Consider the following 13,078-nt stretch of genomic DNA (forward strand, 5'->3'; position numbering starts at 1 on the left):
TTAACTATCCTCCTTTCTAGCGGGCGCTGCCGTTTTAGTCTGGCGCAGAATCTGCTGGAGTTGAGCGATGGTATCTTCGGGGAAATACGTTAGCTTGTGCAGGCTGGTCCGCAAAAAAATATCCGGATAGGCCATTGGGTAATTGCCGCCCGACAGCTTGGTCTGCAAGAGATGGGGGTAAACATCACTCACATGGAGGCCCTCACCTGCCGATTTTCCAGCGGGCAGCAGCTGCTCGTGCAGAATCTGAAAGAAAAAATAGTCGAGTGCCCCGTCTGCAGCTTTCCAGTAATTGAAAAGCAGCTGACACAGCTGACCGAGCAGTGCATGCCCTTTCTTGGCGAAAATAATACTGTTGAGCATCTTCACTTGATGATCTTCGTGCCAGCCCCAATAGTAGGCATAACTATTTTTCCAATAATCGGTGTACGGTTCCTGCGCGTCCCGCTGGTACACGAAATAGTCCTGTTCACAAAACTCGGCGGGCAACTCATCCGTCAATAGAATCGTGGCGTCGAGCCACACACCGCCATAAACCTGCAGCAGCGCCAGACGGATGATATCCGAAAAAAATGTCCGGCTGATGATATCTGCCTTCCGTTTTGACCCTATAAAATCGGGTATATCGAGGTACTGTGGCAACGTATTATCGTCTACCCGAATGACGGTGTAGTCACCCCGGTAGGTATCCACCGACTGAAAGCAGAGCTTGACGACATCCGGCAGGCGGTCGGGCTGTATACCTTGTCCCCAATATTGCCAGATCACTTTATTGGCAGGGAGGTCCATCTTGGCCCGAAGTGGAAAATGTTCGAGCTGCCCGGCCGCTTCCCGCGCGATCATCTGATTCCAGAAAGCAGCCACCTTGCGGTGTTTTCGCAAGATCTTCTGTTCACGGAGCATGCTCCAGGCTGTTTTTACGATCGACTTCTTCATGATATAGGTGCGCTAGTAGTTAAATCTTAATTCGTTTTTTCCATACACTGCGGAGTATGCCGCAAAAAAAACGGTATTCCTCCAATTGAATGAGCCAGCATACCGTTGCAAATGCCACGATATAACTGGAGAAAAGCAGGAAGGCTTCCATCCCGTCCGTGAGCTCATAGGGCAGCAGTGTGGTGCCCCACCAGACTGCGCAGCCAAGGGCGCACGATAGGAATATACTGGGCAGCAGATCATACAGCTGCTGGCGCATCGAGTAATCAAGAAACCTGGCCGTGTAGTGGGTATTGATAAAGAGGGAGGCCACAGACACGGCCACCTGCCCCCATATTAAACCATAAACGCCATACCGCAACCCCACCACCACAGCAACGACAATGCAGATCTTTTTAATGATTTCGAGCTTGAGATAAAGGTCTGAACGTCCTTTGACCTGCAATACGTTGAGATTGTAGTTGTGAATGGGCTGAAAGAGGGCTCCCAAGGCCATCAGCTGAAAATAAGGGACCGCAGGTAGCCATTTTGCACCGAGCAAGAGCCTGATAATGGGTTCGGCCGCAATGACCATCAGCGAGATCGTAGGGGCAATAATAAAGATAACCAGCTTGAGCACACGCCGGTAGGCATGGCGCAACTGCTGATCGTCGTTGCTGAACTTGGCAAACAAGGGGTACGTTACCTTGTTCAATGCGGTCGAAATATTGTTGATCGGTAGATTTTTCAGCGACTCGGCCCGGTTATAGTAGCCCAAGGTTGTTTCCGAAAATCGTTTGCCGATGACAATGGAATACACATTATTGAAAATAACGTTGAGCAGCGCAGAGAGGGTCAGCCGGATACCAAAAGCAAAATGCGTGTTAAATTTATCGCGGTCAAATGTAAAGGTAGGCCGCCATTCGCTGTAAAACCAATACTGCAGGGTATACAGCAGATTTTGCAGCAAGGCTGAATAGACCAATGACCACACCCCCATTCCGGCCAGCGCAAAGCCAATACCTGCCAACCCACCCACAATGACCGAGGGTAAACGCACCTTGAAGGTGGTTTTAAAATCCAGTTTCTTATCAAATAGCACGGCCTGTACATGCACAAAGCTGTCGATGATGAGCACAATACTATAGACCCGAATGATGGGGCCCAAAATGGGTAACTGATAAAACTGACCTATCCAGGGAGCTGCAATAAATACAAGCAGGTACAATAAGGCTGTCGTTGCCATATTGAACCAAAAAACGGTGGACAGATCGCGTTCGTCTACCGATTGCGTCCGTACGAGGCTACTGCTCATTCCGCCGTTGATCAAAACGGAGCATATATTGATCACCACATTAAACAGTGCTATCGTCCCAAAATCTGCCGGCATCAGCAAGCGGGCCAACACCAAGTTGACCACAAAGGACACCAGCTGTACGCCAAATTGATCCATAAATACCCAGATTGCTCCCGTTGCGACTTGTTTCTTTAGCTCCATGTGAAATCGGTCATTAAGCCAGTTGCTTGGTCAGCGCCTGGTACTTTGGTTTTAAAGGAAGGGGGAAAGCCGCTAAAAGCCGGCGCTGCAGCGCGCTAAGATCTACCTGACAGTGTGCTTTTTCCCAATGGGACGCAAACAAGCTCCTCCAACCCGATTCGCTGGTCAAAATGTCATCCAGCTGATCAAATCCATTGTAGGAAGGGATATCAACGGAACTAAAATAATCGTCAAACTTAAATCCGTCGGTATCGATATAGCCCATTTTGATCCACAATGCCGGTATCCCATAGGCGTGGGCAACAATCAGCCCATGCAAAGAAGAGGAAAGGATATACGCGCAGTCTGTAATCTCGTCGATAATACGTTCCACATCGACCGTCCGAAAATCGATTAGATTGATATCGGTTCCAAACTTTTCGCGAAAAGCATCGACCTCTTTCCAATGCGGAATCACACCGAGCTGCTTGGTCTTCTTTTCCTTACCCCGAATCCAGAGCGGAAGCAACACCGCCGGGTCACCGAAGGTATCGCAGCGCGGATACCCCATGGCCTCCAGCTTCTGACTGGTATATTTGCCGCGGACGGCATACACGCGTCCAACTCCAAATGGATCGTCGGCATTCATAAACCCTGCACCCCAAACCGACGATTTACGATTTCCCCAGCGGATAACAGATCCCACCGCAATCAAAGAATCCTGTGAAGGCCAAAGAATGCCGCGACACGCCGAAAAGCGAAAACGGATAAGTTGCATGCTCAGTTTTTTCAATCGGTCAATCGCAGAAGGATTCCAGCTTTTATATTGCACGGGAAGACCTGTCAGCTCTTCGATCAAACGAGGACTGAGTGCATCGCCAAAATTCTTTCCATCCCAGTAGATCAGATTAACCGTTTTCATAGCTCGCGAACTGATTATTAACTTTTATATAGGCTAAAAAATCGCTTTCTAGCGTACGGCGAAGCCCCTGCTGCAACGCAAAAGGAGGTTGGAATCCGGTCGCTAGGGCCTTTGAAGAATCATACTGCGTAACAGCGCAAAATTTGCGGACCCGAACGGAGCTGATCGCCAATTTGCGGCGGAGGATAAAAGCAAGGGCATCAAAAGCGTAACCGCCCAAGAGGCCAAGCGAATAGGGTATCCGCAGTGTAGGAATAGGTTTACCAAGTACTTTGCCGGTATAATACACCAGATCGTTGGTGGTCAGATCGGGCTTATCACCGTAATTGTACAAATTGTATCCGGTTGACTGGTCGGCAATCAGGTAGGCAATAAATGCCACAATATTGCCGATGTAGGACATTGACTTTTGGTTGTCTCCTTTGCCGATCATCATAAATTTACCCGAAGCAATCTGTTGCAACAGGTTATAGACATTGCCCCGGTTGCCCTCACCGAAAATGACCGTGGGCCGGATGATCTGGATGTTCCAGTTGGCATGGGCAGCGTGCCACTTTTCCAACACGTGCTCGGCCTGTAGCTTACTCTTTCCATAGTGGTTGAAGGGCGCTACCGCCGTCGTTTCATTCGGATTTTCTTTCCCCAGTCCATACACAGCAACAGAGCTCGTAAAAACAATACGTGTGATCGCATTGGCCTGCATGGCGTACAATGTATTTTCCATCCCGTTGACGTTGACCTCGTAATATTTGGCTATGGGAGTAACGTCATCCCGGTGCTCTGCGGCCAGAAGTACCACCTGGTCTACCCCTCGGAGCAGATCACACAGCGTATCCCGATCCAGCACATTCCCGATACGGGACAACTGCGGATATCTTTCACTGATGACTTTATCGATAATCACGACTTCGTGAGCTGTGGTATGGAGCAAGAGGTCGGTCAGTCTTGTTCCTACAAAACCGGATCCTCCAATTAAAGCTATTTTCATCTCGAGTGTTTACTTGTTATAGATTGATAAATAATTGCAGTCTGGCGATGAGCTGTCTTTTTTCCAGTAAGTTGAACAGGTAATGAAAGCCCCCCCAGAAGAGCAGATCGACCAGCACAACCAGGTTGTTGCTGACGTACCGTACAGCCATGATATTAAAGAGGCAAAACAGCAGTGTCATCAGCAGGATAAAGAGCAGGGCACTATGCCGGCTCAATCCTGCCCGCAGCAACTTGTGGTGCAGGTGATTGCGATCGGGTTTAAAAATTGGCTTGCCGATGCGCCAGCGCACAAACATGACCCGGGCCACATCCAGCACCGGCACAATGAGGGTGGAAAAAGCGACCACAATAGCACCATCCGAAAAGGGTTTGATAAAATGGTTATTCATGGAAAAACTGACCACCAGGAAAGCAATGGAAAAACCGAGTGTCATACTTCCGGTATCGCCCATAAAGATGCGCCGCCGCCGGCGTGTCGTCCCAAAGACATTGAGATAAAAAAATGGAAGCAACACGGCGACCGTGATAAAAGCGAAAATGGCATGCAACCAGGCGCCATAATAAGCGAACAAGGCGCCTAAAACAGCCAAACCGATCGTTACCACGCCCGAACAGAGACCGTCGATGCCGTCAATCAGATTAATAGCATTGATAATCAGCACCACGACAAATACCGTAAGCGGCATACCCAGCCAGGCTGGGATACCAATAACGAAGCCCAGTCCATACAGGTCATTGATCCATACACCACTCAGGGGCAACAGGCAACCCACCATAATCTGGGCGACAAATTTCCATTTGTAACTCACCCCGATCAGGTCGTCTCCAATACCGATCATAAATAAGATCACAAGACCGCAGACCAGCAAGGCCATACTCGGCAGGATAATCCACGACGCCACCTGAAGATCGATATTGCCAATATTCAGTTTGTATAAACTGACAAAAGTAATGACCAGGATGCAGCATTGAATGGGGGCGAAAGCAACACCACCGAGTCTCGGGACAATATGCTGGTGGAGTTTGCGGGAATCGACCGGATCAAACAGACGCTTCCGGTAGGAAATCAGTAAGATATAGGGGAGCATCCCCCAGCTCAAGAACATCGCACAAAGAAAAGGCAATAGTACAGTGCCATACTTCATCAAATCCAAACTGTTCATGGTAATCTAATCTAGTTGTTGTAAAATTTTCGCTCCATGCCTAGGGTATATTGACTTTTCTAGGAATGGAATAAGCGCATCCAATCCCACCGCTGTTTTCACCTCCTCGTTGGCATCGTTCAATAACACGAGCCTCGGAAACGATGGCAGAATAAAGTAGGATTCTACCCCGCTCTCCCCTTTCAGATCGAACCCGTTGATCCACTGCGAAGGAATATGCTTTCGGTAGGTATTCCATTGGCTTAAATCGCCGTTAACGCAGATGGCCACCACATTGACCTTGCCCGATGCAATCCCTTTTGCCAAAGGCACAGATTGTTTCATGGCGGCAATCAACCTGAGGCTTTCCTCCGCCTCGGAGTCATAAAAAACCAAGATTTTGTACGCCCCCTTCATATCCTTCAACAGATGCCGGGTACCATCAATGTCTATAAATTCATACGCGGATGCTGATGCAATCAATTTTCCCTGTTGCGCATCAGGATAACGGCCATTGCCCTGACAGGCGAACAAGGAAATTGACAGCAGACAAGCGAGATATAAATAAATGGACTTCATTTGATCGTGGGTGGCTACTTAAGTGACAGATTATTTAGCGATGGTAATGACTGCACGGCTAAGACGAGGATCATCATAATACATATTGTCGACTCCGCCTTTATAAGCCAGCTCAAGCTGCTGCGGCGATACATGAAACTCTTTCACCAATACATCATAAATAGCCTGGGCGCGCTCACGGCTCAGACGATCGTTGATGGCTTTGGTACCGGTTCCTTTATCGGCATAGCCCGTTACTTTATAGGTAATGTCTATATTGCCGGCTTGGATCACTTTAGCAAAGAAGCCCAAGTTAACACGCGCCTCATTGCTGACGGTGCTTTGATTGATCGGGAAGGTCACCAGGATAGGTGCTGCCAATATTTTTTCTTCTACCCGAATGTCGGTAATCGTTTTACCTTGGGCTGAAGCCAATTGTGCTTTTAACGCTTCATTGTCTTCAGCAAGCTGTTGTACCTTTTCGCGTAAACTGTTCAATAGCGCATCACTGTAGCTGATCACGACAGAACTTGGTTTTTCCCAGCCCCGTTTTTTGAATTTATATGTCAGCCCGAGCGCCGCACTTAAATTACCATCCTGCTTCCGGTTTCCCGTTTCACCATCGAAGCGATCGTTGACCATCGCTCCGCGTACATCGAACGTTAGATCCACCGCATCGCCCAAACGAAAACTGTTGTAGATACCGATATTGGCACTTAATTCTTTCTGCGATGGAGCGTCATTCGTGACCATCCAACCCAAGCCAGCATAAGGACTGATGGTATAAAAACGATCTTTTTTATAGCCCGAAAAAATATTGGATAGATTGAACAATACGTCCCCATGGATGTGGTAATAGTTAAACTCCTGATTGTATAGCCAGTAACCATCCCAGGGTTTACCTGTATACTGTACCCCGGTAGAGTGGCTTCCATTCTGGGTCAATCCTTTGACTTTAAACCCTGTAACACCTGCACGCACACCTATGCCGGGACTAAACCACCTTCCTAGGTTAAATTCAAAGCTTGGGGTAAGGCGTTCGGAAAATTTCATCTGCTTATCGTGGTCACCAAAATAAATCTGGGCACCTGCGCCGGCATTGATAAACCAGTTGTCCCAAAAGCGGTTGCTCTCGGTTCGATAGCGATCTTTAGATACGGAAACGACTGTATCTGGCTTTACATCAATTTGCTGTGCCAGGGCAACCTGGGCTCCTGCTACAGCTGTAAGTAGTAAAAGTGTCTTTTTCAAAATCATGATCGGTCAAAATTGTTGTTGAATGATAGTTGATAATATTGCTTTGTTAGCTTCAACAAAATTGGATAAAACAAACTTTGGGTATACTATTGGGATGTATACCTGAGACTTTCCATTTTCCGAAAAAATAAAGCGTATAGGCTTTAATTTAAAGGAAAGCATGATCTAACGGTAGATTAAAGAGATTCGGAATGGTAATTTGAGGATAAAAAAAACACATTTTCCTTTAATGGAAATCAAATTTCTACAAATGATAAGTAAAGGTGACTTTAAAAAAAATGTAACTTACTAAAGATGTAGTGCTTACACTACAAAAGTTAAAAACATAGCGTATGCACGACTTCTCGGTAAGTGCGTTATTTTATAATAGAGAAATTTAAAACGAACAATAAAGCAGGAATTAAAAAGAATTCAATAAAATGCAAGGATGTAGTCAGTAATGCTGTATCATATCATGAAATTCACAGCAATCGGCTGGGTACACAATACCAATAGGAGATAGAAGCCTGAGAATATGACCTAAAAAGGATGTGAGCGAGGGTTAATGTTGATTGTAAAGTGTACGGTAGCCTAGAGTATCGAATAGAAATCTAATAGACACTTTCTTATCCAGAGATAAAAATAGAAATTGTATAAAGGAAGAAGATAACAATCAAAGGGTCATCCGTAAGCGTTGAAAATATTCAGAAGGGGGGATACCTTTTACCGCTTTGAATACAGAGGAGAATTTGCTGATACTTGAAAAACCGGCCTTTTCAGCTAAGACAGAAAATTTCACGTTAAGCAGATCTGGGTTCAGTTCTACACTATTTATTAAATATTCTATTCGCGCCTGTTGGATATAATTATTGAAATCCAATCCAACATGGCGATTTAAAATATAAGATGCATAACGTTGATTAGTACCGAGCAGATCTGCCAAATCTTGTAGAGAAACGCCCTTTTTTAAGAAAAATCGGGCCGCTTGAGCCCTTTCAAACTGCTCTACCAAACGATCCTCCGTTATTTTACTCATCAGCACATCTGCACACTTCAGCTCATCTTTTGAACAGATAGTCTCTTCTCCGTCGTTATTTTCAATCCTTATATCATCATCTAATGGCAAGGCAATCACCTGTGCGCTTTTCCGCGATTGCCTGTACCGTAATACAAAAAATAGCAATAACAGTAAGTTCACAACCGAGAGAATACAGTTGATCAGCGTAAATAGGTCATTATAATCCATTTTCAAGTTCATGCGTTGACGTCAATTTGGCTCCTGATTAGTAGCATTGAATGACCTTAACTAGCTGCATAAGGGCAATCAAAATAATATAGACGACACTAATTTGCACTAAATAAGAAATACCAGCATAGATTTTTTTATTTACAGGTAATCTTGTAGTAGATACGCTACTATGCTGTAGCTGAATAGCTACAAAAAAGAGTTCTACCACTTACGGTCAACGCGAGCTAAGACGTCTAATCTTTATTTACACGCCTTTTTCTTGTCTATCATGTAAATGGATTAATTTATAAAGCGAACAAAAGGATTTTGTCTGCCCAAATCGGCTAGTTAGTCGCTATGCTAAACGATATATTCCTTAACCATATTACCCAAGAAGAAAATGTAATTGAAAGATTAAAGAACTGTTAAATTCATTTTTAAAGATAGATGGCAGCTATCCCTCATATTGTAGTTGTCCCGCTACAACTTGTAGCCGATCAGTTATCAAAAAAATTAAAAGCATTGATTAACAATTGATTCAAGAGATATATTAATACTTTCGAAACAATAACGGCCATTTTAATACAGAGCGATAAGCTAACGATCATTTTAAATTTTTAATAAATGAAAAGAAAACTAACACGTAAACGTTACAAAACTACTTTTCTGTTTATTTTGGTGATTGACAGGAAAGGAGCTTTGCAGCGACTTCAACAGGAACGATCAATCCTGGAAGCTCACCACAGCAAATAACCCTACAGCCGAGGACTGGACTGATAAGAGCAACAACAGTAAGGATTTTTGATATATAGGCATATTAATCTAAAGAAAATTTCACTTATGTCATTAAAAAACATATATAAACAATTTAAGCCCCGGCTTATGCTCGGCATAACGGTGGCGTTTGCTTCCTGCTCATCAAAGGAAGAGCAATTTCCCTCAACCAATGGTGCCATATTAAATGTGGGCGTCAAAGGTAATGAAGAAGTCGTTTCAAAAAGCCAGGTTATGTCTTCCATCAAAGCGAGCAGAAACAATACGGAAAGTACACCTGCACAATCAATTGTCTCACGGGTTGAAGTAGACGCGCTCATAAAATCCCGAAAAGGAAATATAGCGGCAACTTCGCAGACTTCGACCACCATACAGACAGCAGAGAATACAGCAAACTCCGCTTATGATGAAGATAATCTTACGCTTTCCTTTGGAGGTTACCGAACAAAGGCATACTCTGTTGGCGGCAGTTCGGTATCGGGAAGTCCCGCCAGAGTGCTATTAGTTGCTTTGGCAGCGGGTGAATACCATTATTGAACGGCAGATAATTATGACATTAACAAAGCGTATTCCGTTAAATCATCGTTTAGCCGAGTAGCCTGGCTTTTCTCCTGGGGAAATGTTACCTATCCTCACCTGGATAAAATGAAGGAAGAAATATCCATTGTGTAAGACAAATCGTCAATAACTAGCCGCATGTAAAAATGGAGTAAGTAAAAACTGGATAGCCTAAAATAGTACGATAGACTATCGATTAGTATACTAACATTAAAACCGCTATTCACACTACATCATGATAGATGTGTTACGAATTGAAAATAAACGAATTCATCTAAACTAGAACCTCTAATGTTTCTTTAAAAGAAAAATAAGGTCTTTTTGATAAAATGATTAATTAAATAAAAACACATTGTTGTCTAAAAAAATGAAAACTAAGCGAGAAACGGAAAACCTTGGCGAGCCAAAGCCTCCTTTTAGAGAACGGCTTCAGATGGCGGTGTCCAGTATACTTGAAGGTCGATTTTTTATCGAAGAAGCGGTAGAACAATATAACATACTTCCATCAAGTATCATTCAAGAACTACGAAGGATACAAAAACTCAAAAAAGCATCGTGCCCGCCAAAAAAGAAAAATAAATAGTTTAAGCGTCTAAAAAATTGTCTTTATTTTGAGCCTATACGCTTTGATAATATGTTTTTTTGATGGAGAATTTTAATATTCTTTCGTAATTTGCCCTTTACAGAATATGTTGTGCTTCGCGACCAACCTATTCTATTACAACTCTTAGAGACAAATTTTATTTATATTGCACTATGCAGATACCAGCTTCAACGACATTATCCCAAACGCGCTACCGCATTGCCGAATTAGTGTTGGAATTTGAACATCCCGTAGATTATCCGCTGGTAAACCTTCTCCCCTCTTTTAAGAACTTCCAATGGCTAGCCTCCACCGAGAAAACTGACATTAGCGTCGCGATCAGCTTTGCGCAAGCGCCGATACCGGAGGATATGGGATTGCTCCGCACAGATGAGTCTATCGCATGGGGGAACCGGTTTCGCTTTTATGAAAGGGAAGATGGTTTTGTCACCACAATCGTAAACGAAAAGGGCGACGGCCTATGGTATCTCCATAGTGAACGTAATTTTGAAAAGTCCATACTGTATATACCGAGTAGTGCTGCAGCAGAACAAGGTGCGGTGATCACCTGGATGGCCATGATGATCTTTGGACAAGCGAGCCTCTTACATGACACCATCATGATCCACGCATCTGTAGTGAACCATCAGGGTAGAGGCGTGGCCTTTTTAGGCAAGAGTGGAACTGGTAAAAGTACGCATAGCCGTCTATGGCTACAATACATTCCAGACAGTGTTTTGCTCAATGATGATAATCCTGCGATCCAAATAAAACCTGAAGGAATTGTGATCTATGGGACTCCATGGAGTGGCAAAACCTCGTGTTATAAGAACGAATGTTTGCCGCTACAGGGTCTGGTACGGTTACAACAGGCACCTGAAAATGAGTTTGAATGGCAAACGGGGCTGAAGGGTTTTATTGCCGTGTTGCCAAGCTGTACATCCATCCGGTGGAACAAAGACCTTTTCGCAAGCATGAACACCATCTTGGAGAAAATCATTGCACAGGTTCCTGTCGGTTATTTGAAATGTTTGCCAAATGCTGCCGCGGCTGAGCTGTGCCATTCGGCTATCTTTCCGAACGACTAATACCCTAAAAAATCCCCTAAGATGTTTGCGCTGCTTAGGGGATTTTTACACTTTATCACTTTTTAAACATTCCGATTTCTGGTCTTGAATAAACTTTTCCTATTGGTAATGAATATTTAAAACTGGTTTTTTTACGTGATGATGCTTTACTCTGCCGGTTTGGAACAGCATCATTCAAAGCAGCTTCCAACATGTTCTCTTCTGGATCACCTAAATCTGCAAATACGTAATCTATAATATTTTGTTCATCTGCTAATAAACCATCCCAATAATCTGATACTCCATCTTTGTTTCTGAGTTTAAAAGATACGGGCCAGAAATAAACCTTGTTTTGTATGAGTTGTCTAAAGAAACCGACAGGCTTACCAAATGTATGTGTTCCTGACGCTATAATTTTGACTGCAATATTATGAGGTCTAATAACGTTGATTAACATTTCTGCTGCTGACGCTGTGTGTTCGCTTACTAAAAAATACACTTTATCTAGATTTAATGTACTAAGCCCTTGAAAGTATGTATCCCGTATATTCAATTCCTTTCTTAAACTTGACGTAGCATCAGATTGTAGGTATTTGTTGGTTTCGTAAGTCAGCATAAGTTTAGATTTAAGCTTTGAACCTCCAATCTTGTCTGCTATATATACTGCTGCATCTACATATCCTCCTCCATTATATCTTAAATCAACAATAAGACTTTTAATATTTTGATCCTGAAATTTTTTAAATACAGCGTCTATATTTTTCTTATTTATCTTTCCTCCTGTAGTTTCTTCTTCAATTTCCTCGAAGGAAGATAAAGCGAGATACCCAATATTATTATTGGAGAAATTAAAAATACTTTCTTTATAAACAGGATCTATAACATATTCTCCATAAGTTAACTCTCTTTTTAGCACGCTTCCATCATTACGAATAACTTCCAAAGTAAATTTAGGTGAGCTTAAAGCGCTTGAAAGACGATTTAACATATCAGTTTTTGCTTCAGAATCATCAATCCCCACTGAGAATTTATTATCATTATTAATTGCTGTCACAATGTCAGAACGTCTGAATCCAGCTAAGTAAGCAGGAGATCCCCCTTCTACAAAATCTATTATTGGTTGTACCGTCTTGTTATCACTAGTACCAAAATGGACATTAAACATCTCAAATCCATAACCATTGTACGTATCCATTTTTATTTTATTTGAAGCAAAACTGCTAATATTATATCCATTTGCTCCTACAAAATATGAAAACCGATCTATTACACCTTCTTTATATTTTGGATATGAAGGAGTCATTTTTTTAAGCGCACTTAAAACCTGACCCGCCGAGGAATACTGATCGGTAAACTTGGAAGGATCGGCTTTATAGTCAGGAATGGATGTCTCCCAAAGGGAATATAATTTATAATACTTGTAAATATCATCCTTAATTAGCTGCGCTTCGGTACGCTCGGTCACAACGGGCTCGGGTTCTGGCTCGGGTTTAGGGTTATCCTTTTTACAGGAAATGACAACCAGTCCTGTCAGCGCTATGGCAGCCAAACGTCCTGCGCAGATTAAAGTCTTTAATTTCATAGTTGAAACATTTGTAAAACAAACATAAAAAATTTAATCCTATCTG

General features: G+C 43.3%; 13 protein-coding genes. 4 read left to right on the forward strand and 9 right to left on the reverse strand.

Annotation, left to right across the window (positions count from 1 at the left end):
* From J2X77_RS03440 to J2X77_RS03475, 8 genes are all read right to left on the reverse strand, one after another.
* Positions 1–936 carry a capsular polysaccharide synthesis protein gene (locus J2X77_RS03440; RefSeq protein WP_310079086.1) on the reverse strand — a complete coding sequence of 312 codons (936 nt, stop codon included), beginning with the start codon at positions 934–936 and terminating at the stop codon, positions 1–3.
* 19 nt (positions 937–955) lie between these two features.
* Positions 956–2,413, reverse strand: a complete 1,458-nt coding sequence (locus tag J2X77_RS03445; RefSeq protein ID WP_310079088.1) for a lipopolysaccharide biosynthesis protein — start codon at positions 2,411–2,413, stop codon at positions 956–958.
* A 13-nt stretch (positions 2,414–2,426) separates the two neighbouring features.
* A complete protein-coding gene (locus J2X77_RS03450) occupies positions 2,427–3,314 on the reverse strand; it encodes a polysaccharide pyruvyl transferase family protein (protein ID WP_310079091.1) in 888 nt (295 codons plus the stop codon).
* Positions 3,301–4,302, reverse strand: a complete 1,002-nt coding sequence (locus J2X77_RS03455) for an NAD-dependent epimerase/dehydratase family protein (RefSeq protein ID WP_310079093.1) — start codon at positions 4,300–4,302, stop codon at positions 3,301–3,303. Before J2X77_RS03455 ends, J2X77_RS03450 begins: the two co-directional genes overlap by 14 nt.
* 16 nt (positions 4,303–4,318) lie before the next feature.
* Positions 4,319–5,467 (reverse strand): MraY family glycosyltransferase, encoded by a 1,149-nt coding sequence (locus J2X77_RS03460; RefSeq protein ID WP_310079094.1) that lies wholly within the window; start codon positions 5,465–5,467, stop codon positions 4,319–4,321.
* A gap of 6 nt (positions 5,468–5,473) precedes the next feature.
* Entirely contained in the window at positions 5,474–6,025 is a 552-nt protein-coding gene (locus J2X77_RS03465; RefSeq protein WP_310079097.1) for a thioredoxin-like domain-containing protein, read from the reverse strand.
* A 30-nt stretch (positions 6,026–6,055) separates the two neighbouring features.
* The gene (locus tag J2X77_RS03470; protein WP_310079100.1) at positions 6,056–7,255 is read right to left on the reverse strand and encodes an OmpA family protein; all 1,200 of its coding nucleotides are present in this window, start codon (positions 7,253–7,255) and stop codon (positions 6,056–6,058) included.
* A gap of 658 nt (positions 7,256–7,913) precedes the next feature.
* Entirely contained in the window at positions 7,914–8,498 is a 585-nt protein-coding gene (locus J2X77_RS03475; RefSeq protein WP_310079102.1) for a helix-turn-helix domain-containing protein, read from the reverse strand.
* A 594-nt stretch (positions 8,499–9,092) separates the two neighbouring features.
* On the opposite strand from J2X77_RS03475, the gene J2X77_RS03480 reads away from it, so the two are divergent.
* The 4 genes from J2X77_RS03480 (at position 9,093) to J2X77_RS03495 (ending at position 11,471) form a co-directional block, all read left to right on the forward strand.
* Positions 9,093–9,221 (forward strand): hypothetical protein, encoded by a 129-nt coding sequence (locus tag J2X77_RS03480; RefSeq protein ID WP_310079105.1) that lies wholly within the window; start codon positions 9,093–9,095, stop codon positions 9,219–9,221.
* Positions 9,222–9,308: 87 nt separating this feature from the next.
* Positions 9,309–9,779, forward strand: a complete 471-nt coding sequence (locus J2X77_RS03485; protein WP_310079107.1) for a hypothetical protein — start codon at positions 9,309–9,311, stop codon at positions 9,777–9,779.
* A gap of 388 nt (positions 9,780–10,167) precedes the next feature.
* Positions 10,168–10,383, forward strand: coding sequence for a hypothetical protein (locus tag J2X77_RS03490; RefSeq protein WP_310079108.1), 216 nt, complete (start codon positions 10,168–10,170; stop codon positions 10,381–10,383).
* 173 nt (positions 10,384–10,556) lie between these two features.
* A complete protein-coding gene (locus J2X77_RS03495) occupies positions 10,557–11,471 on the forward strand; it encodes a hypothetical protein (RefSeq protein WP_310079110.1) in 915 nt (304 codons plus the stop codon).
* Between the two features lie 55 nt (positions 11,472–11,526).
* Here the strand turns inward: J2X77_RS03495 and J2X77_RS03500 are convergent, their stop codons facing one another.
* Positions 11,527–13,032, reverse strand: a complete 1,506-nt coding sequence (locus J2X77_RS03500; RefSeq protein ID WP_310079112.1) for a S41 family peptidase — start codon at positions 13,030–13,032, stop codon at positions 11,527–11,529.
* Positions 13,033–13,078 lie beyond the last annotated feature (46 nt).

The organism is Sphingobacterium sp. 2149, from assembly GCF_031455655.1.
Classification (GTDB): Bacteria; Bacteroidota; Bacteroidia; order Sphingobacteriales; family Sphingobacteriaceae; genus Sphingobacterium.

What these genes read in the sequence shown, in the direction of transcription:
- J2X77_RS03460 (WP_310079094.1), bottom strand. Translation starts at nt 5,467, where the DNA reads ATGAACAGTTTGGATTTGATGAAGTATGGCACTGTACTATTGCCTTTT.
- J2X77_RS03475 (WP_310079102.1), bottom strand. Translation starts at nt 8,498, where the DNA reads ATGAACTTGAAAATGGATTATAATGACCTATTTACGCTGATCAACTGT.
- J2X77_RS03500 (WP_310079112.1), bottom strand. Translation starts at nt 13,032, where the DNA reads ATGAAATTAAAGACTTTAATCTGCGCAGGACGTTTGGCTGCCATAGCG.
- J2X77_RS03450 (WP_310079091.1), bottom strand. Translation starts at nt 3,314, where the DNA reads ATGAAAACGGTTAATCTGATCTACTGGGATGGAAAGAATTTTGGCGAT.
- J2X77_RS03495 (WP_310079110.1), top strand. Translation starts at nt 10,557, where the DNA reads ATGCAGATACCAGCTTCAACGACATTATCCCAAACGCGCTACCGCATT.
- J2X77_RS03455 (WP_310079093.1), bottom strand. Translation starts at nt 4,302, where the DNA reads ATGAAAATAGCTTTAATTGGAGGATCCGGTTTTGTAGGAACAAGACTG.
- J2X77_RS03440 (WP_310079086.1), bottom strand. Translation starts at nt 936, where the DNA reads ATGAAGAAGTCGATCGTAAAAACAGCCTGGAGCATGCTCCGTGAACAG.
- J2X77_RS03485 (WP_310079107.1), top strand. Translation starts at nt 9,309, where the DNA reads ATGTCATTAAAAAACATATATAAACAATTTAAGCCCCGGCTTATGCTC.
- J2X77_RS03465 (WP_310079097.1), bottom strand. Translation starts at nt 6,025, where the DNA reads ATGAAGTCCATTTATTTATATCTCGCTTGTCTGCTGTCAATTTCCTTG.
- J2X77_RS03490 (WP_310079108.1), top strand. Translation starts at nt 10,168, where the DNA reads ATGAAAACTAAGCGAGAAACGGAAAACCTTGGCGAGCCAAAGCCTCCT.
- J2X77_RS03445 (WP_310079088.1), bottom strand. Translation starts at nt 2,413, where the DNA reads ATGGAGCTAAAGAAACAAGTCGCAACGGGAGCAATCTGGGTATTTATG.
- J2X77_RS03480 (WP_310079105.1), top strand. Translation starts at nt 9,093, where the DNA reads ATGAAAAGAAAACTAACACGTAAACGTTACAAAACTACTTTTCTGTTT.